The organism is Pseudonocardia benzenivorans CB1190 (assembly GCF_000196675.2).
GTDB classification, from domain to species: domain Bacteria; phylum Actinomycetota; class Actinomycetes; order Mycobacteriales; family Pseudonocardiaceae; genus Pseudonocardia; species Pseudonocardia benzenivorans.
Genome location: NC_015312.1, coordinates 6,858,302 through 6,882,818, shown reverse-complemented (window position 1 = coordinate 6,882,818; position 24,517 = coordinate 6,858,302). Strand labels below are relative to the sequence as shown.

The following is a 24,517-nucleotide window of genomic DNA, read 5'->3' as shown; positions in this document are numbered from 1 at the left end:
GGGTCGTCGGGCCTGCTGGGCGTCGGGCCCGTCAGGACGAGGCGGCGGCTGCCGGGACGGCGGTCGCCGACCACACCGGAGCGGAGCCCACGATCGCGGCTTTGTGGTAGGGCGGGGGGTCGAGATCGACGGGCAGCACCTCGACACACGGGGTGCGCTCGCCATGGGCCCGCAACAGCCGTTGCAGTGTGCCCGTCAGGGCCCACGGACGGTCGCCCCCGAGGACGACGTGCACCGTGCGCTCGCCGAACGGTCCGCTGCGCACGCTGCGCAGGACCTCGCGCACGCCGGACGTCCCGCGAGCGACGGCGAGCACGGCGAGCTGCGCGGCGTCCCACCGGTCGGGGGCCGCGCGGAACTCGAAGGCGGGCCGCTCGGGTGCGCCGACCGGCAGGATCGCACCGACCGTGCGCCGAACGGCACCGTCGTCGCCGATCGTCGTGAGCAACAGCGAGCGCTCGTGGTCGGTGATGCCGACGCGGTTGCGCAACAGCGCCCGCGGCAACGTCGCGGCAACGGCCGCCCGGCCACCGTCGGTGTCGTCGGCGAGCCAGTCGCGCAGCCGCCAGGCGACGTCGTCGGGCAGCCGGCCGGCGAGCAGGAGCAGCAGCTCGTGGCAGGCGTCGACGGCTGCCCGGGCCACGGTCAGGCCACCTCGACGACGAGCTCGACCTCGACCGGCACGTTCAGCGGCAGCTCGGCCACCCCGACGGCGGAGCGGGCGTGCAGCCCGGCCTCGCCGAACAGCTGTCCGAGCAGATCGGACGCGCCGTTCACGACCTTCGGCTGGTCGTTGTAGCCCGGCGCGGAGGCGACGAAGCCGACCACCTTGACGATGCCGGTGATCGCGTCGATCCCGACGAGCCCGTCGACCGCGGCGATGGCGTTGAGCGCGCAGATCCTCGCCAGGTCGTAGGCCTGCTCGGTGGTCACCTCGGCGCCCACCTTGCCCTGGGCGACGACGGCGCCGTCGACGATCGGCACCTGGCCGGCCGTGTAGACCAGCGACCCCGACCGGCGCGCCGGGATGTAGGAACCGGCCGGCTTCGGCACGGAGGGGAGCGTGATCCCGAGCTCACGCAACGTGTCGGAGGGGGCCACGGCTCAGCCCTGCGCCGGCCGCTTGAAGTAGGCGACCAGCTGCTCCGCGCCCGGCTGACCCGTCGCGGTCACCGTGACGAGCTCCCAGCCGTCGCGGCCGAAGTTGTCGAGGATCGCCTTGGTGTTGTGGATCAGGAGGGGAGCGGTGAGGTACTCCCACCGGGTGGTTCCGGGCGCACTCATGGCCCGGGACTCTAGTTCCGCTACTGCGCGTGTCCGACGGCGGCTCGACCGGACGGACGTGGGGCCGCTCACCAGGCGAACGCCCGGGGACGCTCCGTACCCTGGACCGCGTGATGACTTCCGGTTGGCCCGCCGCCATGTCCGACGTGCGCCTGCACGTCGTGTCGGGCAAGGGCGGCACCGGCAAGACCACCGTCGCCGCCGCGCTGGCGCTCGCGCTGGCCGAGGGCGGCAGGCGCACCTTGCTCATCGAGGTCGAGGGCAGGCAGGGCATCGCCCAGGTCTTCGACACCGCCCCGCTGCCCTACGAGGAGCGCAAGATCGCCGTCGCTCCCGGTGGCGGCGAGGTGCGGGCGCTCGCCGTCGACGTCGAGGCCGCCCTGCTCGAGTACTTCGAGATGTTCTACCGGCTGGGCGTCGCCGGGCGGACGTTGCGGCGCATGGGCGCCATCGAGTTCGCGACGACCCTCGCCCCCGGCCTGCGCGACGTCCTGCTCACCGGCAAGGTCAAGGAGTGCGTCTCCCGCGTGCGCGACGGGCGGCGCGTGTACGACGCGGTCGTCCTCGACGCCCCGCCCACCGGGCGGCTGGTCAACTTCCTCGACGTCACCAAGGCGATGGCCGACCTGGCCAAGGCCGGGCCGATCCACAAGCAGGCCGAGGGGGTGGTCCGGTTGCTGCACTCCCCGCAGACCGCGGTGCACCTCGTCACCCTCCTCGAGGAGCTGCCGGTGACCGAGACGCTCGAGGCGGCCGACGAGCTCGCCGCCGCCGATCTGCGCACCGGTGCGGTGATCGTCAACAAGGTGCGGGAGCAGTGGTTGCCCGACCGGTCCGTCGCCCCCGCCGCCGACGGGCGCGTCGACGCCGGGCGCGTCCGCAGCGGTCTCGTCGCCGCGGGCCTCGACCTGCCCGCCGACGTGGTCGACGGGCTGGTCGCCGAGACCGTGGAGCACGCCGTCCGCGTCGCCGCGGAGAACGCGGCGATGGCCCGCCTCGACGCCGCCACCGGCCCCCGGCTGGGCCGGCTGGAGCTGCCCCAGGTGCTCGGCGGGATCGATCTCGGGTCGCTCTACGACCTGGCCGACGCGCTGGCCGAGCAGGGCGTGGGTGCCCGCCGTGCCGACGAGGTCGTCGCGTGACCCCCCGCGAGCGGCGCACCGACCCCCTCGACGTCGACGCCCTGATCGACGACCGGGACACCCGCATCGTCGTGTGCTGCGGCGCGGGTGGCGTCGGCAAGACGACGACCTCCGCCGCGCTCGCGCTGCGTGCCGCCGAGCGCGGCCGCAGCGTCGTCGTGCTGACGATCGACCCCGCGAAACGGCTGGCCCAGGCCCTCGGGCTCTCCGAGCTGTCCAACGAGCCGAGCCGTGTCGGCGCCGTCGACGGGCCGCACGCGGGCGAGCTGCACGCGATGATGCTGGACATGCGCCGGACCTTCGACGAGATGGTCCACGCCCACGCCGACCCCGACCGCGCCGAGAAGATCATCGCCAACCCCTTCTACCAGACCGTCTCCTCGTCGTTCTCCGGAACGCAGGAGTACATGGCCATGGAGAAGCTCGGCCAGCTCGCCGCGACCGACACGTGGGACCTCATCGTGGTCGACACCCCGCCGTCGCGGTCCGCGCTCGACTTCCTCGATGCGCCGCAACGGATGTCGAACTTCCTCGACGGTCGCATGATCCGGCTGCTCTCCTCGCCCGCGCGCGCGGGCGGCCGGGGCATCCGCAAGATCGTCGGCGCGGGGTTCGGGCTCTTCGCCAAGGCGGTCTCGACGATCCTCGGCGGCCAGCTCCTCGCCGACGCCTCGGCGTTCGTGCAGGCCTTCGACACGATGTTCGGCGGGTTCCGCGAGCGGGCCACCGCCACCTACGCGCTGCTGCGTTCGCCCGGTACGGCGTTCGTCGTCGTCGCGACGCCCGAGCCCGACGCCCTGCGCGAGGCGGCCTACTTCGTCGACCGGCTCTCCGCCGAGGAGATGCCCCTGGCCGGGCTGGTCCTGAACCGGACCCACCCCGTCCTGGCGCCGCTCTCGGCCGCGAAGGCGCGCGCCGCCGCGGAGTCGGCCACCGGCCAGGGCGGCAGGCTCGCCGCCGCCGTACTGCGGCTGCACGCCGACCGTGTCGACCTGGCCGACCGCGAGGACCGGCTGCTCGCCCGGTTCGCCGGGGCGCACCCGACGGTCGCCGTGACCCGGGTCCCCGCCGTCAGCGCCGACGTCTCCGACCTCGACGGCCTGCGCGAGATCGGCGCCCGCCTCGCGACGGTCGAGGACGAGCCGGTGGTCCCCGCCCTGCTCCGCGAAGCCCGCTGACCCGCAGCCCGGCCCGGTGCCGGGAGCCGTCGGCCGGGAGGCGGAACCCCGGTGCGGACGGAACGTCGGCCTGGGCCGGCGAGCCCGGGCACGGAGCGTGCATGTGCTGTCGCGCCGTGCATCCGGGAGCCGATCGGGAATCGCGCCATGGGCGTCGAGTGGTGCGGCGAAGCCCCGGTCTCGGTGATCAGCGGCTGTGGTGCCCTGCCGGAGCAGGTCCCGTCGGATCACACCCGATCGCACCACTCCCGGTCCGGCGGCGTCCGTGTCGAAGGCGCGCGGAGCCCGCCGGCCAGGTGTCGTAGCGGAAGCGGCATCCGGCCAGTGCCCACCGAGACGATCACTCGTTCTGGAGCTAGCGCTCCAGAACGAGCGGTGCTAGAAACTGGCTGCCTCACCCGGTGCCCGGTGGGGCTCGTCCGCTCGGCCATGGACTCACGTCCGCTTCGCGCGGATTGCGCCGGGCCGCTCACAGCGCCGTGACGGACGGGAGCACACAGGTCTGCTCCCCGATCCCCCTATCGCAAGGAGAACCCATGACCGTCCGAATCGGTCTGCTCGCTCGTCTCGAGGCCAAGGCGGGTAAGGCGGATGAGCTCGCTGCCTTCCTGGAGAGCGGCCGAGCCATCGCAGAGGCCGAGGAAGGGACCGTCACCTGGTACGCCTTCCACATCGACGAGAACACCTTCGGCATCTTCGACACGTTCGAGATCGAGGATGCCCGACAGGCCCACATCAACGGCGAAATCCCGAAGGCTCTGGCCAACGTCGGGCCGGACCTGCTCGCGACCGACCCCGACATCCGCCCGGTCGACATCGTCGCTGTGCTCTGACCCGAGACGTCCCGCCCGAAGGGGGAGTCCTCGCACCTGGCCCGCGCACCACATCGGGATCGATCGCGCCATGCACCTCGCCCTCGATCCCGGTGCCGGGCACGACCGATCCGGGCGACACCGTCGTGCTCGAGACCAGGGACGGGTTCGACGACCGGCTCGGATCGGACTCCGCCGAATCGACCTCGCGCACACGAAGGTTCGGCCTGACGTCGTCGTGGCCGGCGATGCCGATGCGTGCTCGGAGCAGGACCGATGGCGGCACCCTGTCGCCGACCGTCGCCCTGCGAGGCGATCCGGACGCCGACGACCTTCCCGGGACGTCGCGCCCGACCCGGCCACGACCTCGTGGACGTCAGGCGCGCTGTCGCCAAGGCCCCGGGTGATCGCCGGCTCTCGGGACGTGCGCGTTCCGAGTCGCGCTGGTGGGCCTTCTGGGTCGTCTGGTCGTCCGCGGCTGGATCGCGCGAGGGTGGTGATCGCGGACTGCGGGACATGAGCGCAGTGCATTGCGGTGATGGCCCGTGCCTGGCGATCATCCGGTTGCCGCTGTGGCCTGTGCACGCCGGGCCGCGCAGTGGCGCCGGACCTTCCCCGCGCGAGAACCGCACCTGGATCCGGCTGGGTCCACCCCGGTCCTGCTGGCGCCGGGGACTGGTGCGACCGGTGCCGGCAATAGCCGGCCCGGCGTCCCGACGAGTCCGTCTCGGCCATCGCCACGGACCCGCCCGGCGGCTACCGGATGAGGTGGATCGGGACGCCGAACGCCGCGATGTCGCCGATCCTGGTCCATGCCGCGTCCGCGGTCAGCGCGGGTCGGTCGAGCCGCGCGGCCAGCGCGAGGCAGCAGCGGTCGCCCAGCGACAGGCCGGCCTCGCGGCCGGGTTCCCAGAACGCGGCCGCGGTCGCCGCGTCGTCGAGGGTGAACGGCTCGACGATCACGCCGAGGACCCGGACCTGGTGCAGGGTGCGTGCGGCGTCGACACCGTGTTGGGCAAGTTTCTGCCCGACCTCCGACCAGCTCACCGTGCTGATCGCCGCGCCGGCGAGGTGGGGCTCGACGACGTCGGCGCCCGGTTCGGCGCGCAGCCATGCCAGCAGCGCCGAGGCGTCGAGCACCATGCGGTCGGCCGGCGCGTCGGCAGGAGGTTCGCTCATCGCTCCGGGTCCGGGTCGTCGTCGGCACCGCCGGTCGCGTCGTCGGCGTCGGGCTGCTCGTCGGCTGCGGTGATCCCGCCGGCCTCGGCCCGCGCCTCGGCCCGCCGCTCGGCCGCGAGCTCGTCGACCACCGAGCCGGTGCCCTCCCAGGCCGCCGCCACCTCGCGACGGATCCGCGCGGCCAGCTGTGCGCGGGTCTCGATCACGACCCGTCCGTCCTCGACGTGGATGAGAACGGAGTCGCCGGGCTCGATCCCCGCGGCCCTGCGCACCTGCGCCGGAATCGTCACCCTCCCCTGATTGTTGACGGACACACCTCGATACTGGGGCTGGCTTCGTCTGACTGTGTCACATCGCCAGGGTGTCAGACATGGCTCCCTGTGACTCGTTTCGATGACCGACGAATGCAGCCGGAGGGCCCGGCGCCGGACGGCAGCCGTCATGCAGCGACACACCGGCGTCCCCCGCCCGTCCGCCGCGGTGATCGCCGTTAGCGGGACGCGGTCGTCGCACGCGGCTCGCGAGGGGTGATCGCCGTCGGCGGGACATGACGGACGCCAACCGCGCCGAGCAGCGCCGCCCGATCACCCACGACCGACCCCGACGTCCGACGCGCCGCCCTCCCCAGGAACGGCACACCCCGATGGACGCCGGGGCCGGTACGGGCGCGCCGCCGTCCCCACTGTGCGACGGCGCGGGTCTCAGGCCGACTTCTCCATCGCGGTCGCCGCGGCAGCTCGGGCGGCGGTGACCTCGGCCGTGTAGTGCGCGGTCCGCGCCTCCCCCAACAGCTCGGCCCACGACGCGACGTCGGGCCGGCTGCGCAGCAGGGCCCGTCGCTCCCGCTCGGTCATCCCGCCCCAGACACCGAACTCGATCCGCTCGTCGAGCGCGTGCGCGAGGCACTCGGTGCGCACGGGGCAGGCGAAGCAGAAGCCGCGCGCCTCGCGCTGCGCGGCACCGGTGACGAAGAGACCGTCGCCGTCGGAGGTGCGGCAGCGAGCGGCGACCCGCCAGTTCCAGGTGCTGGTCTTCGTCCTGCGCGCCGTCGTGGTCATGGCCCCGAGCCCCCGATTTCCGTCCGGTCCGTCGCCGCGCGCCCTGCGCGACCTCGCTGAGACGAATCGTCGGATGGTTCGGTTCCGCCGTATAGAGAGTAGTTCTACTCAACTTCCCGCCTGCGTCGCCTGACGGGACTGTCACCTCTGTCCGCGTACTGTGGTGCCCCGTGAGGTTGCCTCCCCACGTCCGCCGGCCGATCGGCATGCTGCTCGGACTGTGTCTGCTGGCCGGTGTCGTCGCCGCAGGCATGGCCTTCCCGTTCGCCGCGGGCGTGGGCCTGCTGTCGAACGACGCGGGCGACGGCGTCAACAACTCCTCGACCGACCTGCTCGACGGCGCCCTCCCGCTGCGGACGACGATCCTCGACTCCGCGGGTGAGCCCGTGGCCTACCTGTTCGACCAGAACCGGCAGGCCGTCACGGCCGACCAGATCTCGCCGGCGATGAAGGCCGCGATCGTCGCGATCGAGGACCGGCGCTTCTACCAGCACCAGGGCGTCGACTGGCAGGGCACGATGCGTGCGGTCATCGCCAACTCGGCGTCGGGCGACGTCGTGCAGGGCGCCTCCACGCTCACCCAGCAGTACGTCAAGAACTACATGCTCTACGTCGAGGCGAAGACCGACAGCGAGCGGTTGAAGGCGACCGAGCAGACGCCCGCCCGCAAGCTCAAGGAGGCGCGGATCGCGCTGCAGATGGAGCGCAGTCTCTCCAAGGAGGACATCCTCACCCGCTACCTCAACATCGTGTTCTGGGGCAACGGGGCCTACGGCATCGCGTCGGCGGCGCGCACGTACTTCGGCACGACGGCCGACAAGCTCACCGTCGCGCAGGCCGCCCTGCTGGCGGGAATGGTCCGCAGCACCACGGCCTTCGACCCGGTGGCCAACCCGCAGGCGGCGCTCGACCGTCGCAACCTGGTGATCACGCAGATGCGGGAACAGGGCATGATCGACGACGCCCAGGCCCGCGAGGCGGTGGCCAGCCCACTCGGCGTCGTGTCGCCGCTCAACGTGCAGCCCAACGGCTGTATCGGCGCGGGCGACGCCGGCTACTTCTGCAAGTACGTGGTCGAGTACCTCAGCGAGGCGGGCTTCCCGGTCGACCAGCTCACCCGCGGCGGCTACACGATCCGCTCCACGCTGGACCGCGGGATGCTGCAGAAGATGAAGGCCTCGCTCGACGCCGAGGTCCCGCCGACGCAGCCCAACGTCGCCAACGTGATGTCGCTCGTGCAGCCCGGCCAGGACAAGCACCGCGTCCTCGCGATGGGCTCGAGCCGCACGTTCGGCCTCGACGCCAGCAAGCAGCAGACCAGCTACGGCCTGCCGTACCAGCCGGTCAACCTCGGCGCGGGCTCGGTGTACAAGATCTTCACGGCGGCCACGGCGCTGGAGAAGGGCCTCGGTATCAACTACACGCTCGCCGTGCCGCCGAGCGGGTACGCCTCCCCGATCTACATCGACGGCAACGGCCGCCCGGTCCCCGTCGCCAACGCCGGCAACTACCCCGACCGCATGACGCTGACCGACGCGCTGGCCACCTCGCCGAACACCGCGTTCGTGAAGCTGGAGGAGTTCACCGGGGTGCCCGACGTCGTCGACATGTCGGTGCGGCTGGGGATGAAGTCGCTGGCCACGACGCCTTTCGTCGACCCCAACACGCGCCGCCGGACCGACCGCTCGATCGCGGAGGTCACCAAGGCGCAGAAGCTGGCGTCGTTCACCCTCGGTGTCACGCCGACGAGCGTGCTCGAGCTGGCCAACGTCGGCGCGACGCTCTACAGCGCCGGCAAGTGGTGCCCCCCCACCCCGATCGAGTCGGTGACCGACGCCGCCGGCCGGCCCGTGCCGGTCATCGAGGCTCCCTGCGAGCAGGCCGTCGAGCCCGAGCTGGCGAACACGCTGGTCAACGCCCTGAGCAAGGACGACCTGATCGGCACCGCCGCCGGTGCCGCGCGGCAGGTCGGCTGGAACCGCCCGATGCTCGGCAAGACGGGGACGACGCAGCAGCACAAGTCCGCGGCGTTCGTCGGCGCGGTCCCGCAGCTGGCCGGCGCGGTCATCACGTTCGACAACTCCAACGCGCCCAAGCCGTTGTGCGACGGTGCCGGCGCGCCCTTCGCCTGCCGCAGCGGCAACATCTTCGGGGGCAAGACGCCGGCCGAGACGTGGTTCGGCGCGGTGACGCCGATCCTCGAGGGCCAGCCGGTGCTGCCGCTGCCGCCCACCGCCGACCGCTTCCTCACCGGTGGTGCCGAGACCCGCGTGCCCGACGTCATCGGGCGCGGGCAGGCCGACGCGACCTCGGTCCTGCAGCGGGCCAACTGGCGGGTGTCCGTGCGGACCGTCGACAACAACGCGCCCAGGGGCACCGTCGTCGGACAGAGCCCCCGCGGCACCGCGCTGCCCGGCGAGACGATCATCCTGCAGATCTCCAGCGGCACCGTCCCCGAGGCGCCGCCGGCTCCTGGCGACGAGACGACCACGCCCCCGGCCCCGCCCGACGACGGCGGAGGCGAGGGGGGCCGGCCGGGCGGCTGACGCGCGCGACGCGCCGCTTCCACGGATCGACCGGACGATCGCCTCGACCTAGCATCCCGTGTATGGGGCGGGGGCCGGTCGATCCACTATGGGAGCCCGACGGAACCGCCGACCCCGCGCTCGCGGAGCCTGCGACCGGCCTGCCCGGTTTCGAGCTCCCGCCGCTGGAGCTCCCGACGGTCGACGGCGGCGGCCGCGTGACCGGGCTCGCGGGCGGCGACGTCGATCTCGCGACGTACGACGACACGCCCCCGCCCGCAGCGGGGACCGTCGCCTGGCTGGTGGCGCAGCGGGCCGCCGCGGCGCGTGCGGCGGCGGTCGGCTCCGCGGAAGCGGTGCGCCCAGATGTGCCGGCGACACCGCCGCCGACGGCTCGCCCGGCGTCGGGTTCGGCCTCGGCCGCCGTGGTGGAGCCGCGTCCGGAACCGGGCACCGTCGCGGGGCCTCCCGCCGCGCCCGCGCCCGGGACGGTCGACCGACCCGGCCGGACGTCGCGACACGCCGACCAGGACCGCGCCACCCGGGGCGCTGCCGTCGCCCCCCACCAACCGACGACGGCTCCGGACCCGGGCGCCACGCTCGAGGCCGCCGCGCAGGACCCCGCAATGCGCGACGGGTCCGCCCACCACCCCGCCCACCACCCCGCCGCCGACGACCCGGCTGCGCGCGATCACGCAGCGCACGAGCCCGCGGTGCCGGCGCCGCGGCCGGCGGTGCCGGCCCCCGGCCCGCCGAGGCTGCCCCCGCCGCCGCCCGCCCGGGCCGTTCGCCCGCCGCACCGGCCACCGGTCGAGCCGGAACCCAGCATCCTGGGGCTGTCCCGGCACACCCGCAGCAGGCTCGGGTCGCGGCTCTTCACGCTGTTCTTCGTCGCCGTCTTCACCGTGATCCTGGTGCAGCTCATCGTGTCGCTGCTCAACCCGTGATTGCAGGCGGCGAGCGGCCGTCGAACGGCTCGCGGGCCCGTGTTCCCCGACCGTCCCGACGCGCGGTGTCCGGTTCCGTCTACCCTCGTGAACCGATGACCGGTTCTCTCTCGCCGATGCCGGTACAGGTCCCGGCAGCCGGCCGGACCCCGCCGAGGAGGTGAGGAGCGATCGCTTCCGAGGCCACCCCGGTCGGTGACCCGGCGCTGTCGGCCCCGACGTCGCACCGTGTCCGGGCCGTCCTGTCGATCCCTGCCTTCCGCAGACTGTGGCTGGTCACCGCCGTCTCCTCGACGGGCGACTGGCTCTCGCTGCTGGCGCTGACCTCGCTCGCGACCCAGCTGACGACCGGCTACCAGGCGCAGAGCTTCGCGCTGGGCGGCGTCGTCGCCACGAAGCTGTTCCCCGCGCTGATCCTCGGTCCGCTGGCCGGCGCGCTGGCCGACCGTTTCGACCGCAGGCACGTCATGGTCGTCTGCGACGTCCTGCGGTTCTGCCTGTTCGTGTCGATCCCGCTCATCGGCTCGCTGCCGTGGCTGTTCGCCGCGACCTTCCTGATCGAGATCTGCTCGCTGTTCTGGATCCCGTCCAAGGACGCGTCGGTCCCGAACCTGCTGCGGCGGCCCGACCAGGTCGAGACGGCCAACCAGCTCGCGCTCGTCATGACCTACGGCGTCGCGGTGATCACGGCGGCAGGCCTGTTCTCGGTGATCTCGAGCGCCGGCTCGTTGTTCGACTCCCACTCCCCGCTGACCACCGTCTACGTCGCGCTCGTCATCAACGGCTGCGCCTACCTGCTGACGGCGACGACCGTGTGGTTCCGCATCAAGGAGATCTCCGGCCGGACCGCCCAACGGCAGGGCGAGAGCCCGCCGGGCCTGTTCTCGCTGCTGCGCGGCGGGTTCGCGTTCGTCGGCAGCACGCCGCTGATCCGCGGGCTCGTCATCGGCATCATCGGCGCCTTCGCCGCGGGTGGTGCGGTCATCGCGTCGGCGAAGCTGTACTCCTCGAGCCTCGGAGGTGGCGACGCCGCGTACAGCGTGCTGTTCGTCGCGATCTTCGTGGGGCTCGCGGGCGGCATGGGCACCGCGCCGCGGCTGGCCCGGCGCCTGCCGCACAACCGGCTGTTCGGCGCCGCGATCGTCGCCGCGGGCGTCGCGCTCGTGCTGGTGGCGTTGTCGCCGCACCTGCTCGTCGCGATCGTGACCGTGGCGCTCGTCGGCGGCTTCGCGGGCATCGCGTTCCTCACCGGCCTGACGATCATCGGCTCGCAGGTCGCCGACGAGGTCCGCGGCCGCGTCGTCGCGTTCGTGCAGTCGCTCGTGCGGGTGGTCCTGCTGGGCTCGATGTCGCTGGTCCCGGTGCTGGTCGGGCTCGTCAGCGCGCGGCGCATCGACCTCTTCGGCTACCCCTTCGTGATCGACGGCACCCGGACGGTGATGTTCGCGGGCGGGCTCGTCGCGGCCGTCGTCGGCATGCTCGCGTACCGGCAGATGGACGATCGGCGCACCGAACCGCTCCTGCCCGACCTCCTGGCGGCGCTGCGCCGCGGCGACCGGCGCGTCGGCTCCGGCGTGCTCGTCGCCGTCGAGGGCGCGACGCCCGCCGAGACCGCCGAGCAGGCCGGGCGCCTGGTCGCGACGTTGCGGTCCGAGGGCTACGACGTCGTGGAACCCGGTGACGACAGTGTCCGCACCGCCGAGGCCGAGTCGCAGCACTCCGGCGTCCGGGCCAAGGCGCTGGCCGTCGCGGCCGTGCGTGCCGACACGATCGAGCGGTTCGTGCGGCCCGCGTTGGCCGGGGGCTCGGTCGTCGTCATGGACCGGTTCCTCGCGAGCCCGCTCGCCCAGTACGGCGTCGAGTCCGAGCGCGACGACGCCGTCCTCGATGCCGGCGACCTCGAGAACCTCGTCTCCTGGGCGACCGGGCGGTTGCGGCCCGACGTCTCCGTCCTGCTCGACCGCGCGCCGAGCAGCACCGCGGCCCCCGCCGGCGTCGCGGGCGAGGAACACGTCCGGGTGCAGCGGCTGCTCACCCGGATGGCCGCGGCCGAGCCGCACCACTACGTCGTCGTCGATGCCGACGGGACGCCCGACGACGTCGCGGCGCGAGTGCTCGACGGCCTGCGACCCCTGCTGCGCCCACCTGCCTCCGGCGGTCCGACGGTGCCGCTGCAGAAGACCCGCGCGGACGGGTCGACGGAGCGGATGAGGCCCGAGCGCAGCGGCCCCGAGCCGACGGGCCCCGAGCGCGACGGCCCCGAGACGACGGGCCCCGGGCGGATGGGCTCCGGGCGGATGGACCCCGGGCACGTCGATCCCGAGGCGACGAGCACGGAGCGGATGAGCGCCGACGGCGCATCGGCCGGGCAGGCGCCGACCGAGCCGTTGGCCGGTCGTCCCCTCGCGGCGACCCGGGACGACGACGCGGCGGCGTCATGACCGTCTGGCGCGACGTCGTCGGCCAGCCCGCCGCGGTCGCCGAGCTCTCCGCGGCCGTCGCCGACCCGTCCTCGATGACCCACGCGTGGCTGTTCACCGGCCCGCCCGGCTCGGGCCGTTCGACTGCCGCGCGCGCCTTCGCCGCCGCCCTGCAGTGTCCGCAGGGCGGGTGCGGGGAGTGCAATTCATGCCGGACCGTCCTGGCCGGGACGCACGCCGACGTCCGTGAGGTCGTCCCCGAGGGACTCTCGATCTCCGTCGCGGAGATGCGACGCCTCGTCCAGCTCGCCGCCCGCCGCCCCAGCACCGGGCGACGGCAGATCCTGATCATCCAGGACGCCGACCGGCTCGGTGAGCGCGCCGCGAACGCGCTGCTCAAGGCCGTCGAGGAGCCCGCCCCCGACACGGTGTTCCTGCTCTGCGCGCCATCGGATCATCCCGAGGACGTCCCGATCACGATCCGGTCCCGCTGCCGTCCCGTCCCGCTGCGCACGCCGTCGGCCGAGGCGATCGCCGAGGTCCTCGCGACGCGCGACGGTCTCGACCCCGAGACCGCGACCTGGGCCGCGTCGGTCTCGGGCGGGCACGTCGGGCGTGCGCGGTGGCTGGCCCGCGACGAGGAGGCCCGCCGTCGCCGCGCCGAGGCCCTCGACCTGCCGATGAAGATCCGCGGCATCGGCGACGCCTTCGCCCATGCGGGCAAGCTCGTCGCCGCGGCGAAGGCCGAGGCCACGGAGATCGCCGAGGGCCGGGACGCCGCGGAACGCGAGGAGCTCGCCGTCGCGATGGGCGCGGGAGGCGTCGGCAAGGGCGTCGCGGCCGCCGCGCGCAGCGCGAAGGCCGCCGAGCGGGAGTTGGAGAAGCGCCAGAAGTCGCGCACCACCCGCAACCAGCGCGACGCCCTCGACCGCGCGATCATCGACCTCGCCGGCTTCTTCCGCGACGTCCTCGTCACCCGCAGCGGCGCCCAGGTCCCCCTGACCAACCCCGACCGTCTCGCCGACATCCGGCGTGCCGCCGGGGAGTGGACGCCGGAGTCGACGCTGCGCCGCCTCGAGGCCGTCCTCGCGTGCCGTGAGGCGTTGAACGCCAACGTGAAACCCGAGATCGCCGTCGAGAACATGCTGCTCTCCCTGCATCGGGGTTGACGTCCGCCCGCCCGGGTACGCGGCCCCGATGGACTTCGAGCAGTTCGAGGACAACCACATCGCCGACGCCACCGTCCGCCGCTTCGTCGCCGAGCTGCGCCGGTTCGAGCAGGACGGCGACGTCGACCCGCTCGCGGGGCTGTTCACCGACGACGCCGTCCTGCACCGCCTCGACGGCCGCGGCGGCGTCGCCGACGCCCGCGCGTTCTGGGCGCGGTACCGGGCCCGGTTCGGTGAGGTGCGGACCGCCTTCCGCAACGCCGTCGAGAGCACCGACCCCGCCGGTGCGGCGTTGGAGTGGGAGAGCCGCGGCTCGCTGGCCGACGGCACCCCGATCGACTACGCCGGCTCCACCTTCCTGACGCTCGCCGGCGACCGCATCTCCGGCCTCCGCACCTACTACGACACCGCCGCCTTCGTCGCCCTTCCCGCAGGTCGGGGGTGAGCGGCGGGGGCCTGTGGGGGCGGAGGGAGGGGTCGGTAGACTGACGACGCAACACGCCGCCTTAGCTCAGTCGGTTAGAGCGACGCACTCGTAATGCGTAGGTCTGGGGTTCGACTCCCCAAGGCGGCTCCATATCTGCAGGTTGGCGACCTGTCGATTCCTGCCCCGACGGCTTCGTGGCCTCCCGGGTGCGTAGCTCGGCATGGGCTCGTCCGGCAGCACCGGCATGTCCGGTCTGCGCCCCCGGATCCAGGTGTCTCGCGTCTACGGCCATGCGGCCAGGAAATGCGCGTTCCGTCCCTTGCCGTCGCCTCGGACGAGGACTCCGTCGGCAACGAGACGGTCGAGGTGGTTCAGCGAGCCGGTCTGGGTGAGGCCGGTGAGCGTTGCGTAGTCGCCGGATGTGATCCGGGAATGGGCGGCCAGCCAGAAGCGGGCGACCATTCCGGGGTCGTCTGGGCGTCGATATGTCAGGATTCCACGGGCCCGGCGGTCGGCAGCGGGTGCAGCGCTCTCGACGACCCGAATCGCGGCTGGGGACAGGGTCCAGACGTCCTTGAACCGTGTGAGAAGTGGTGAAGACCCGACGCGGCATTCGGTGGTCGCGGTGTCGAGGGCTTCCGCCGCTTCCTGCGGTGTGCGCTGAAGGAGGTCGGCGATGAGGTCAGGGGTGGCGAACGGCTGGCGGAGAAGGTGGTCGACGATGAGAGCGACTCGGACGTCGCGTCGTCGGACGGCAGGCTCGATGCGGTCGGTGAGGGCCATGACCGGGACGACGGGGCGGCCGCCGACGAGCCGCGTCCTGACCCGCGGCCCGTCTTCTTCGACGATGACGGGCGGTCGGTGGCCGAGCGCGACCATCTCCCGGTACATGCGGTCGACGCCCATGCCTTGCTTCTCGACCAGGTTGAGTGCTCTGAAGAGGTCGGCGAGTGCAGGGTGGCGGGCGTAGCGCTGGGCGAGGACGGTAGCGGCCGTGATGCCGCCCGTGAAGCCGCCAGGACTGATGACCTGCAGGGCCGAGTCGGCGTCGATCCACGTGATCGTCACCGGGTCGGACGACAACCAGTCACGGTGCACCAGGCCGTTGAGAACGGCCTCGCGGACCGCCCGGGGTGGTAGCCGGCGGACGGTCGACTCCGCGAAGCCGCCCTGGAGGGTGACCTCTGTATTGAGCGAGTTCAGGCGGTCCTCCACTGCTGACAACTGCTCCAGAACGCTCAAGCCCGTGAGGTCCGGGGGGCGAAGGAGCACGTCTCCGCCCTCTACGTCGATGGCCGTCACCGAGAGGTAGGTGCGGTCAGCAGGGCAGAACAGGAGAGCGCCCGCTTGGGTCAGGTGTCCGTCGGGATGGAGGACACCCAGTCGTCTCAAGAGATCGGCGACGGGCTCGCTGGCATGGTGTTCGAAACCGGCGTCGCGAAGGTAGCGGCGAGCCGCCACGATCGCGCCGTCACTCACGTCGACGACGGTGCGACTCGTGACGGCGGCCATGCTGTCGTGCCCGGCCTGGTTGTGGCGATGCAGCCACCACTCCGAGCGGTCTACCGGGACACAGTTGGCTCCCACCCGCCAGCGGATCCGACCGCTGGTGTCCTCGATGGGCTCGTGGGCTGATGCGACGTACAGGATGAGGAGACGGACTCCGCTGACCTCGCGTTCCTCGACGTCCGGGGCGAGGTCGACACGGGTGTAGATGCCGTGTCGGAGCCAGTCCCGGTCCAGCGCGGTTCCGAGCAGGTCGCCGGTCTTGTTCTCGATGCCGACGATCAATGCTCCGCCGCCCGGGGTGTTGGCGAAGCAGGCGACTTCGTCTGCGAGTTGCGCGGCGGCGGCGGTGTTCTGCGCTTGACCTGCCAGAAGTGCCCCTCCGCTGCCACGCCGTCCGGCTTCTTCCTTGATGTCGACATGCTCGAGCTCGGCGTCGTCGGGCAGTACTCCGGTCCGGAGCTTCGCGAGGACCGCGTCCACGGCGTGCCGGAGTGTGGAACGGGCGTCGACGAGGTCAGGCTCGGGATGAAAGGGCAACACAGTCGGACACCCGCTCACACACTTGAAGTTTCTGGTCTGCGTAATCTACAACTGACAGGCGCGGGCGCCGATCCGTGGGGGTTTCGACTGCTGCGGTGCGTGAGCTGAAGGGCGTGACTGTCGGTGCTGTGTGTCACGCTCTCTGCGCAGGATCTCAGGAGGTCTGGATGACGGTGGTGGCCGACGCTCGCTGGCGTCCCTCCCGTGCCGGGATCCTCAACGTCTATCAGTACGAGGACGAGACCCTGCACTTCGCCGGTGGCCGGCTGCTGCTGCGCGGGGTGAACGGGTCGGGCAAGTCGACAGCGATGAACATGCTGCTGCCCTTCCTGCTGGAGGCGGACACCCGGCGGATCGACGCCGCGGGCGAGCAGACCGGGGTGCTGAAGTCCTGGATGCTCGCCGACAACGACGAGACGCAACGAACCGGCTATTTGTGGATCGAGTTCGCCCGGCCCGATCCGGAGGTGGCTGGCGGTACGCGCCATCACACAGTCGGCTGCGGGATCCGTGCGAACCGCAGCACCGACCGCGCGACAACGTGGTGGTTCTCCACGCCGCGACGTGCGCGGATCGACTTCGCGCTGACCAACGGCCGCGTGCCCCTCGCCGTCGACGCGTTGCGGGCCGAGCTGGGGAGCGAGGCTGTGTTCGCCCAGAGCCAGGTCAGGGAGTACCGGGCCGAGATCGCCAGGCGGTTCTTCGGCGGGGCAGACCCGTCAGGCTACTTCGCCCTGCTGCACCAGGTGCGCAACCCGAGGGTCGGCGACCGGATCGACGCGGACCTGCCCCGCAGGCTGCTGGACGCCCTGCCACCGGTCCCGGAGGACGCCGTCGCCGACGCCGCTCAGCCCCTGGAGGACCTGGAGAGCCATCGGCTCAACGTCCGCGCCCTCGCCCAGACCGACCGGGCGTTGAACAGCATGCTCGAGACCTACCGGCACTACGCCCGCCGGGTGCTGCGTGCGGCGGACCAGCGCACAGCCGCGGCGGTGACGACCGCGCGCTCCGCGCTCCAGCTCCGCGGCAGGCTGCGCGCCGCCAGCGACGCAGCGGACGCGACAGAGGCTCGGCTGCGTGACGAGGTGGGGCAGTTGGAGCGAGAGCACGCCACCGCGGACTCCACCCTCGCCGGTCTGCTTGACTCCGACGCGTACAAGCAGCTCGCCGCGCTCCTCGCCCGTCGTGACCAGGTGAGAAGCCTCGAGTCGGAGGCGGACACGGTCGAGGAGGTTCGCAACGAGGCAGCGCGCCGAGTGCGCGCTGCCGTTGACCTCGTGCGGTCCCGGCGGGGCCGGGTCGACGGTGATCTCAAGATGGTGAGCGACGATCTCGCGGCTGCGGCCCGACACGGCCGGGCCGCCGGTGTGGTCGCCCCGCTGCCCGACGCTCCTGCGCTCCGCACTCGGACCCTCCGCGGCGGCGTCGAAGGACCGGAACCGGACGCAGAGCCGCTCGCGCACGTGACGACCACCGTGGTCTCTGACGCGGTGCGGCGCCGACGAGTGGACGTCGCCCGAGTTAGTGACCTGCTCGCGGAGTCGGAGAAGCAGACCGAGGCGGCATCCCGGGCGGAGCGCGAGGCGCGTGCGGCCGAGCAGATGGCTGACGAGGCCCGTACTGCGGCCGCGGAGTCCCGAGCCACCGCTGAGGCGGCGGGTGCAGACCATCGAGCCGCGGTCGCCGCATGGTGGGGGCGGCTGACCGAGCACGTCCGAGCGATCCCACCCGCCAACCCCGCCGGCAGCGCGAGCTGGCTGACCGTCCCCGCGGCCGTGGATCCGGGAGGTGACGAGCTGCGCGAGTCGGCGCGGTTGCGGCTCGCCGGGGCCGCCGCGGCGGTCGCCGAGACGGAGACTGAGCTGGAGCCGGCGCTGGCCGCGGCGTCGCTGCGCCGGGAACGAGCCACCGCGGACGTAGCCGCGCTCAACCGGGAGCTTGTGGAGGTGCGTGAGGCCAGGGAGCTCCCACTCACCCGGCCTGTATGGCAGGGCGCGGAGCCGCCGGATGCCGTCCTGTTCGCCTCGGTCGTCGACTTCCTCCCCGGTCTCGACGACGGAGCGCGGGCCGCTCTTGAGGCCGCCTGCGAGGCAGCAGGCCTGCTCACCGCCACGATCCGAGCCGACGGCGAGTTGATCGCCGCGGACGGGGAGCTGCTCCTCGGGCCCGGCCCGGCCGTGGAGCCGAACCTCGCCGAGGTCCTCGGTGCGGCACCGCCGGAGGGTGTGGACCCGGCGGCGGTGGCGGCGGCGCTGACCAGGATCGGGCTCGGGGCGTCCTCCGCGGCTGCGCTGTGGGTGGCGCAGGACGGTCGCTTCGGCGCGGGCCCGCTGCGCGGGCGCCACAGGAAGCCCGCCGCGGAGCTCATCGGGGCCGGATCCCGCGCGGCCGCCCGCCTCCGGCGTATCGCGGAGCTGGAGGCCGACCTGGCGGTGGCAGTCGATGAACGGCGCGCCCACCAGCAGGTGCACGATGCTCTGGTCGAGTGGCGCCGTGTGTTGCGCGGCCTGGGTGGCGAGATCCCCGACGCGCGGCGGGTCGACGACACCGCCGCGGTCGCCGCAGGCGCGGTGCAGGATGCGGTACGTGCCGGCGAGCGTGCCGCGCGGGACCGCACGCTGGCGATCGAGGCCGAACGCACGGCCGAGCGCGCATGGGCCACCGCCGAGACCGGTGCGGCGGAGGCAGGCCTGCGGCTGGAGGCGGAGGCTCTGGACGAGATCCGGGGCGCGCTCGTCGAGACGGACGCGGTCCTGCGCAGGCTCCCCGACCGGGTCGACACGGCTCGGCGGTCCTTGGAGGACTGGACATCGGCCGTCGATGCGTGGGAGGCCGAGTCCGAGAGACTCGAAGCCGCGCAGGACCGCGCCGTCGAGGCCCGCGACCGAGCCACGGCGGCGCGTACCGCACTCTCGGCCACCGAGGCTTCGCTGGGCGAGGAGCCGGAGCGGGTCGCGGCGCAGGTCGAGGCCGCCAAGGCGCGGCGCGACGGCCTCGCCGAAGAGACCAAGGCCCGCCGCGCCGCGCACAACCAGGCCATCGGCGCCGCCGCGACCGCTCGCAGTACGGCCCTGTCCGCCGAGGGGGAGGTCGAGCGCTCCGAGCAGGGGTGCAGAGACGCGCGGGCAGCTCTGCTCGAGGTCACTCGGGTGCCGGGACTGTTCTCCGCAGCCCGCGCGGACGATACCGACGACCTGCCCGACCTGCCGGACACCGTGGAAGGCGCCGCCCAGCTGGTGGCAGCGGTGCGGGCCGCGGTCCCCGACCCGCAACGGCCGGTCGACGAGGACGCGCTGGACCGCTCGCTCCGCGGTGTGCGGGACTCGCTCGGGGCCGGCTGGGACGCAGGCACCAGCCGGTTCGGCGACGGCGCGCCCGTCGCCATCGAGGTCTCCGGTCCCTACGGGCGGCGGGTACTGCTCGCCGCGACCGAGCAGGTCGCGGCCGACCTCCGCCGGTCTCAGGGCCTGCTCACCGCCCAGCAGGATCAGGCGCTGCGCAACCTTCTGCACGGCCGGGTGGCGCGGGAGGTGGCCCGGGCCCTCTTCGAGGCTGATGAGCTGGTCAGGGGCATGAACACCATCCTTCGCGCGGTGACCACGAGCCTAGGGATCGGTGTCCGACTGGACTGGCGTCACCGCGGAGACCTCGACCCGGACACCGCCACGGCACTGCGGCTGATGGCGAAGGATCCCGACGCGCGCAGCGACGAGGAGGACGCCGCCGTGCGCGTGGCGGTGTCCGGGCTGGTCGAGGACGCCCGCGCCGCCGACACCGACGCGTCCTACCGGGACGTCATCGGGCGGGTTCTCGACTACCGCAGCTGGCACGAGCTGCGGGTCTACCTGCGCCGCCCGGGCCGTCCGGACGAGCTGCTCAGCAGGCGCTCGCGGCTGTCGGAGGGGGAGAAGAAGCTCGTCACCTACCTGCCCATGGCCGCGGCGGCGTCCGTGTCGGCCACCGCACACGACCCGAACGGGATCGGTGCGCCGCGGCTGATCATGCTGGACGACGCGTTCGCCAAGGTGTCCGAGGACAACCACGAGGGCCTCTTCAGCCTGCTCGTGGGACTGGACCTGGACTTCATCGTGACGAGCGAGCGGCTCTTCGGCACCCACGCGAGCGTCCCGGAGCTCGCCATCACCGAGGTCCTGCGAGACGCGGACCTGCGCACCATCGCGCTGCTGCACTACCACTGGGACGGTCGCCAGCGTACGGAGCTGGCGACGGCATGAGCCGCACCGAGGTCTTCGCCTACGTCACCGAGAGCCCCGACTACCGCTCCATCCTCGGGATCTTCGCCGGGACCTTCTTTGCCGAGCTCACCCCGGAGGACGTGGCCGCACGCCTCGCCGCGACCGGAATCGAGCTGCCGGTGGATACGGTGGCGGTGCGCCTGGAGAGCCTGCGGAACTGGGGCAACCTGGAGGTGTCGGCGTCGGTCGGGGCGGTGAGCACCGTCGCCGACTACTACAAGCGCCGCAACCGCTACCTCATCACCCGCGTCGGCCAGGAGGTGCACGAGCTCGTCGAGAACGTTCTGGCCCAGGTCGACGACGTGCGTGACGTCTCGCTCGGCCGGCTGGACGTCTTGGCCGCCGCTCTGGAGGCGCTGCTGCGGCTGGACGTGCGGGCGGCCTCGCCGGCCACGTTGGCCGACGCGGTGCGGGCGGTGTTCGACCCACACCGCGCCTTCTCCGCCGAGATCACCCAGTTCTTCGCCGCGATCAACCAATGGCAGGCCCGCTTCGATCTGGACGAGTCGGAGTTCGCGTTCTTCTCCGAGGTGCTTGTCGGGTACGTCGGCGAGCGGTTGGAGTCGTTGGAGCGTAAGGCCCGGCCGATCGGGAGGCTGCTGGCGGAGCTGGAGCCCCTGATCCCCGTGGTCGTCGCGAGGGCGCGTGACGGCCTGGCCGCTCGGGTGGCGGAGGCCGGTCTCACGGACGTGCAGGTCCGCTCCGGGCAGGGCGGCACCCCGGCCGACTGGGAGAACCTCGGCAACTGGTTCCGGGGGCGTCCGGGCGTCCCGAGCAGGGTGGCGACCCTCGGCCGTGACGCCGTCAACGCCGTCCGGACCCTGACACAAAACCTCACCCGGCTGTCGCGCTCCGGCGTGGCCGGGTCGTCGCGGCGCGCCGACTACCTCCGCCTGGCCTCGTGGCTCGACGCCGCGCCCCGGGAACGGCCCCACGAGCTCCATCGGCTCGCCGGAGCGGCGTTCGGCCTGTTCGGCAGCCGACACCTCGGGGGTACGCCCGGAGACCAGGACGATCCGGTGCCGTCGGTGACCTCGTGGTGGACAGCGCCGACCGCGGACATCCCGGTCAGCCTGCGGGAGCGAGGGGACACCACCAACCGTGGCCGCTCCGGGCAGGTCGCGGACCGGTCGGTGCAGCGCGCGCACCTCCTGGCCCGGCGTCGTGCCGAGGAGGAGGCGACCGCTGCCGCGCGCGCCGAGCTCCTCGCCGCTGCCGCATCGGACGGCACCCTCGCGAGCGGCACGGCGATGTCGACATCGGCACTGCGCGCGCTGCAGCGGCTCCTCGGTCCTGCGGTCGCGGCGATGGGCCCGACCGGGGAGAAAGGCGAGGCGGAGGCCGACGGGACGCGGTGCATCGTCGAACGCCGAGCGGGCGAGGCCACTACGGTCAGCACGCCCGCCGGCACGCTGGTCGTGCACGAGCTCGGGATCGCCGTGATGGCCGCCGATGCGTGACGATCCGCATCGGCCCGCCGAGCGCATCGCCGCCGCTCGGGCGTTGCTCGCTGACCCCTGGCGGCCCGCTGAGACCGACCCGTCACTCTTCCAGCTCATCCGCCGGCATGCCGAGGTGCTCGACCGCTGGTTCACCCAACGGCTCGGCTATCGCCTCGTCGTCGACGCCGACACTGCGCGGCTGACGAAGAGCGGGCACCTGCCGCACGATCGCCCGCTGCGCACGCGGACGGGCCGCCCGTTCACCGGTCGGGAGTACGTGGCGCTCACCCTGGTGCTCGCGGCCACCGCAGCGGGCCCGGACCGGATCAGCCTGCGTGACCTCGTCCTCCAGTTCCGCTCCGCGGCCGCCGACGCCGGGATCACCCTCGACGGAGGGTCCGCGGAGCGGCGCACGCTGGTCACCGCCCTGCGGTGGCTCATCGAGCGTGGCGTGGTGCGCGAGTTGGACCGATCCGTCGCAGCCTACGAGTCCGACGGCCGGTCGGACGCCCTGCTGGAGATCCGCAACGATCGGTTGCTCATGCTGCATACCCCTGCCCTCGTCGGCGCCGAGTCGGCTGCCGAGCTGATCGAGCGGAGCACCGACCCGGGTGGGCGTGCTGCGTTGCGCCGCAGGCTGGTGGAGGACCCGGTGCTCTACGCCGACGACGTCAGCGCCGAGGACTGGGCCGAGCTGCGCAGGCGGGTCGGCGAGGAGGTCCGGTTCCTGGACGAGATGTTCGGGCTCCGCATCGAGGCTCGCGCCGAGGGCCTCGCGGCGATCGACGTCGACGGCGGTCTCAGTGACATCGTCTTCCCTCGCTCGGGAACCACCGCGCACGTCGCCCTGCTCCTCCTCGCCGCGCTCAGGGACCACCATCGAGACGGCGCCGACCAGAAGGCACTCGACGACGAGGTCGGGCACCTCGTCGGGCGCTACGGACGGTTCTGGCGCAAGGACGCGGTCGCCGACCCCACCGCCCTGCGGCAGGAGGCGGTGGAGCTCCTCCGGGCGATGGGGCTCGTCGCCGTCGACGCCGCCGGGATCGTCCGGCCGAAGCCCGCGGCGGCGCGCTTCGCCCCCGCCGTGGTCGTCGACGACGAGGACGACGATCCGCCGATGATGTTGCTGTGACCGACTTCCTCGCCGTCTCGGAGCTGACGCCGCTGTGGGAGGCCGTCCGCGCTGCGCTCGACCGCAACGGCCTGGAGTGGCGTGGCCGCCTGGCCCTGCCCCTCTTGCCCGCCGAGGGGCGCCGGCGCCTGGGAGTCCTCCTCGAGCGGCCGATCCCCGCGGATCGGCGCTCGGTTCCGCTCGCCGAGCTCGCTGCCGCCGTCGAGAGGCTCTCCCGGACCGATCTCGTCAGTGCGCTGACCGACCTCGGCCATCGGCCGTCGGGGCGTCGGGAAGCACGACTTGCTCATCAGGAGGCCACCCGGCTCCGTCGCGCGGCCGTCGACACCGCGGTCGAGGCCGCCTTCCCGGATGCGACATGGGCGGTCGGGTGGGGCGACTCGGCCTGGACCGACGGGTTGTTCGCGCGCCAGTCACCCGAGGAGGTCCGGACGCTGATTATGGATACCGCGCGGGTACTCCGCCACGCAGGGACAGGCCGTAGTCGCACCGAGCTTGCAGCGCTGCTCCTCGGCAATGCGCACGCGCTGGACTCCTCCGAGCGCATCGCCGTCCTCGTGACGAGGGCTCTGATCGCTCGGGACGGCCCCGAGTCCGAGCGAGTGGTCTGGGAGCGGGCCGGGATGCCTCTCGACCTGGTGTCCGCACCCGTCCTGACCTGGGGACTGCCGCTGCTCGGGGAGGGCGCCGTCGCGCAGTCCTCGCGCGCGATGCGTGGCGCGGGCCTGCCCTTGCATCTGTCGACCGTCGCCTTGCGCGCCGAACCTCTGCGCGTGCCGGACGGGACTCGGGTGCTCGTCGTCGAGAACCCGCGCCTGGTCGAGGCCGCGGCTCAGCGCCGCCTTCCTGCCGCGGTGATGTGCACGAATGGGAATCCGACCACGGCGCCGTCCGAGTGCATCGCAGGTCTGCGCTCGTCGGGCGCCGACCTGCGCTACCACGGCGACTTCGACACCGCGGGCCTGGCGATGGCAGCCCGCGTGGCTGCATCGGGCTGTGCTCCGTTTCTCATGAGCGCGAAGGACTATCGTGCGGCGCTCGTGGTCGCGTCCTCGAACGGGGTCGAGCTGCCACGCGACGGCGGAGTGACTCCGGCGACCCCATGGGATGCGGCGCTCGCGACGGCCTTCGAGGCGTCACGGCTGATCGTCCACGAAGAGCGGGTGATGGACGATGTGCTGGCCTCGCATGCGGCCCGCTGAGCCTGCGGCTCGGGGAATGGTCATGGCCTCTGTCGTGGCCTCCAACTGCGTCCGACGATGCCTGCCGTGTTCTCTTGCGAGCGTCTGAACTGCACCGATGCGACCGACGCCTGCGGCGCCTCCATGGAAGAGATTTCTCGTAATGCGTAGGTCTGGGGTACGACTCCCCAAGGCGGCTCCACCTTCCGCAGGTCCGCGGCCTGTAGAGCGATCTTGAAATCCGTATGGCATGGTGCGTGGAACGTATTGACGTTGTTCGCGCAGGTCAGCGCAGCTTTTCATGCAACGGAGG

General features: G+C 72.8%; 19 protein-coding genes and 1 tRNA gene. 13 read left to right on the top strand and 7 right to left on the bottom strand.

Features of this window, described 5'->3' with window-relative positions:
* Positions 1–31: 31 nt before the first annotated feature.
* The 3 genes from PSED_RS32595 to sp36 are packed head-to-tail and all read right to left on the bottom strand — an operon-like array spanning position 32 to position 1,284.
* Positions 32–643: a hypothetical protein gene (locus PSED_RS32595; protein ID WP_013678472.1), complete on the bottom strand. Its 612-nt coding sequence runs from the start codon at positions 641–643 to the stop codon at positions 32–34.
* Positions 644–645: 2 nt separating this feature from the next.
* Positions 646–1,101, bottom strand: coding sequence for a RidA family protein (locus PSED_RS32590; RefSeq protein WP_013678471.1), 456 nt, complete (start codon positions 1,099–1,101; stop codon positions 646–648).
* Between the two features lie 3 nt (positions 1,102–1,104).
* The gene (gene sp36 / locus PSED_RS32585) at positions 1,105–1,284 is read right to left on the bottom strand and encodes a Sp36 family protein (protein WP_013678470.1); all 180 of its coding nucleotides are present in this window, start codon (positions 1,282–1,284) and stop codon (positions 1,105–1,107) included.
* A gap of 113 nt (positions 1,285–1,397) precedes the next feature.
* Between sp36 and bagA the strand changes: the two genes are divergently transcribed.
* The 3 genes from bagA (at position 1,398) to PSED_RS32570 (ending at position 4,437) form a co-directional block, all read left to right on the top strand.
* Positions 1,398–2,426, top strand: a complete 1,029-nt coding sequence (gene bagA / locus PSED_RS32580; protein ID WP_013678469.1) for an ATPase BagA — start codon at positions 1,398–1,400, stop codon at positions 2,424–2,426.
* The gene (gene bagB / locus PSED_RS32575) at positions 2,423–3,604 is read left to right on the top strand and encodes an ATPase BagB (protein ID WP_013678468.1); all 1,182 of its coding nucleotides are present in this window, start codon (positions 2,423–2,425) and stop codon (positions 3,602–3,604) included. Before bagA ends, bagB begins: the two co-directional genes overlap by 4 nt.
* Before the next feature lie 536 nt (positions 3,605–4,140).
* On the top strand, positions 4,141–4,437 hold the full coding sequence (locus PSED_RS32570; protein ID WP_013678467.1) for a putative quinol monooxygenase: 297 nt from the start codon (positions 4,141–4,143) through the stop codon (positions 4,435–4,437).
* 735 nt (positions 4,438–5,172) lie between these two features.
* On the opposite strand, the gene PSED_RS32565 is transcribed toward PSED_RS32570, so the two are convergent.
* The 3 genes from PSED_RS32565 to PSED_RS32555 all read right to left on the bottom strand — a co-directional run bounded on the left by PSED_RS32565 (position 5,173) and on the right by PSED_RS32555 (position 6,653).
* Positions 5,173–5,595: a type II toxin-antitoxin system VapC family toxin gene (locus PSED_RS32565; protein ID WP_013678466.1), complete on the bottom strand. Its 423-nt coding sequence runs from the start codon at positions 5,593–5,595 to the stop codon at positions 5,173–5,175.
* A complete protein-coding gene (locus PSED_RS32560) occupies positions 5,592–5,909 on the bottom strand; it encodes an AbrB/MazE/SpoVT family DNA-binding domain-containing protein (RefSeq protein WP_013678465.1) in 318 nt (105 codons plus the stop codon). The genes PSED_RS32565 and PSED_RS32560 overlap by 4 nt, the downstream gene beginning before the upstream one ends.
* 387 nt (positions 5,910–6,296) lie before the next feature.
* On the bottom strand, positions 6,297–6,653 hold the full coding sequence (locus PSED_RS32555) for a WhiB family transcriptional regulator (protein WP_013678464.1): 357 nt from the start codon (positions 6,651–6,653) through the stop codon (positions 6,297–6,299).
* A 170-nt stretch (positions 6,654–6,823) separates the two neighbouring features.
* Here PSED_RS32555 and PSED_RS32550 point away from each other — a divergent pair, with 170 nt between their 5' ends.
* From PSED_RS32550 to PSED_RS32525, 6 genes are all read left to right on the top strand, one after another.
* The gene (locus tag PSED_RS32550) at positions 6,824–9,199 is read left to right on the top strand and encodes a transglycosylase domain-containing protein (protein ID WP_233899229.1); all 2,376 of its coding nucleotides are present in this window, start codon (positions 6,824–6,826) and stop codon (positions 9,197–9,199) included.
* Between the two features lie 62 nt (positions 9,200–9,261).
* A complete protein-coding gene (locus tag PSED_RS32545; RefSeq protein WP_013678462.1) occupies positions 9,262–10,125 on the top strand; it encodes a hypothetical protein in 864 nt (287 codons plus the stop codon).
* 170 nt (positions 10,126–10,295) lie between these two features.
* The gene (locus PSED_RS32540; protein ID WP_083845371.1) at positions 10,296–12,566 is read left to right on the top strand and encodes a bifunctional MFS transporter/dTMP kinase; all 2,271 of its coding nucleotides are present in this window, start codon (positions 10,296–10,298) and stop codon (positions 12,564–12,566) included.
* Positions 12,563–13,714: a DNA polymerase III subunit delta' gene (locus PSED_RS32535; RefSeq protein WP_013678461.1), complete on the top strand. Its 1,152-nt coding sequence runs from the start codon at positions 12,563–12,565 to the stop codon at positions 13,712–13,714. Before PSED_RS32540 ends, PSED_RS32535 begins: the two co-directional genes overlap by 4 nt.
* 28 nt (positions 13,715–13,742) lie before the next feature.
* Entirely contained in the window at positions 13,743–14,159 is a 417-nt protein-coding gene (locus PSED_RS32530; RefSeq protein WP_013678460.1) for a nuclear transport factor 2 family protein, read from the top strand.
* 55 nt (positions 14,160–14,214) lie between these two features.
* Positions 14,215–14,291 (top strand) — tRNA-Thr (locus PSED_RS32525).
* Between the two features lie 132 nt (positions 14,292–14,423).
* On the opposite strand, the gene PSED_RS32520 is transcribed toward PSED_RS32525, so the two are convergent.
* Entirely contained in the window at positions 14,424–16,130 is a 1,707-nt protein-coding gene (locus tag PSED_RS32520; protein ID WP_013678459.1) for a DUF5635 domain-containing protein, read from the bottom strand.
* Positions 16,131–16,357: 227 nt separating this feature from the next.
* Here PSED_RS32520 and PSED_RS32515 point away from each other — a divergent pair, with 227 nt between their 5' ends.
* The 4 genes from PSED_RS32515 to PSED_RS32500 are packed head-to-tail and all read left to right on the top strand — an operon-like array spanning position 16,358 to position 24,225.
* On the top strand, positions 16,358–20,425 hold the full coding sequence (locus PSED_RS32515) for a TIGR02680 family protein (RefSeq protein WP_013678458.1): 4,068 nt from the start codon (positions 16,358–16,360) through the stop codon (positions 20,423–20,425).
* Positions 20,422–21,906 carry a TIGR02677 family protein gene (locus PSED_RS32510; protein WP_013678457.1) on the top strand — a complete coding sequence of 495 codons (1,485 nt, stop codon included), beginning with the start codon at positions 20,422–20,424 and terminating at the stop codon, positions 21,904–21,906. Before PSED_RS32515 ends, PSED_RS32510 begins: the two co-directional genes overlap by 4 nt.
* Positions 21,899–23,023 carry a TIGR02678 family protein gene (locus PSED_RS32505; protein WP_013678456.1) on the top strand — a complete coding sequence of 375 codons (1,125 nt, stop codon included), beginning with the start codon at positions 21,899–21,901 and terminating at the stop codon, positions 23,021–23,023. The genes PSED_RS32510 and PSED_RS32505 overlap by 8 nt, the downstream gene beginning before the upstream one ends.
* Positions 23,020–24,225, top strand: coding sequence for a TIGR02679 domain-containing protein (locus tag PSED_RS32500; protein ID WP_013678455.1), 1,206 nt, complete (start codon positions 23,020–23,022; stop codon positions 24,223–24,225). Before PSED_RS32505 ends, PSED_RS32500 begins: the two co-directional genes overlap by 4 nt.
* Positions 24,226–24,517 lie beyond the last annotated feature (292 nt).

Coding starts and splice junctions, on each gene's coding strand:
- PSED_RS32505 (WP_013678456.1), top strand. CDS start 21,899: ATGCGTGACGATCCGCATCGGCCCGCCGAGCGCATCGCCGCCGCTCGG.
- PSED_RS32535 (WP_013678461.1), top strand. CDS start 12,563: ATGACCGTCTGGCGCGACGTCGTCGGCCAGCCCGCCGCGGTCGCCGAG.
- sp36 (WP_013678470.1), bottom strand. CDS start 1,284: ATGAGTGCGCCCGGAACCACCCGGTGGGAGTACCTCACCGCTCCCCTC.
- PSED_RS32570 (WP_013678467.1), top strand. CDS start 4,141: ATGACCGTCCGAATCGGTCTGCTCGCTCGTCTCGAGGCCAAGGCGGGT.
- bagA (WP_013678469.1), top strand. CDS start 1,398: ATGACTTCCGGTTGGCCCGCCGCCATGTCCGACGTGCGCCTGCACGTC.
- PSED_RS32515 (WP_013678458.1), top strand. CDS start 16,358: ATGACGGTGGTGGCCGACGCTCGCTGGCGTCCCTCCCGTGCCGGGATC.
- PSED_RS32555 (WP_013678464.1), bottom strand. CDS start 6,653: ATGACCACGACGGCGCGCAGGACGAAGACCAGCACCTGGAACTGGCGG.
- PSED_RS32565 (WP_013678466.1), bottom strand. CDS start 5,595: ATGAGCGAACCTCCTGCCGACGCGCCGGCCGACCGCATGGTGCTCGAC.
- PSED_RS32510 (WP_013678457.1), top strand. CDS start 20,422: ATGAGCCGCACCGAGGTCTTCGCCTACGTCACCGAGAGCCCCGACTAC.
- PSED_RS32545 (WP_013678462.1), top strand. CDS start 9,262: ATGGGGCGGGGGCCGGTCGATCCACTATGGGAGCCCGACGGAACCGCC.
- PSED_RS32530 (WP_013678460.1), top strand. CDS start 13,743: ATGGACTTCGAGCAGTTCGAGGACAACCACATCGCCGACGCCACCGTC.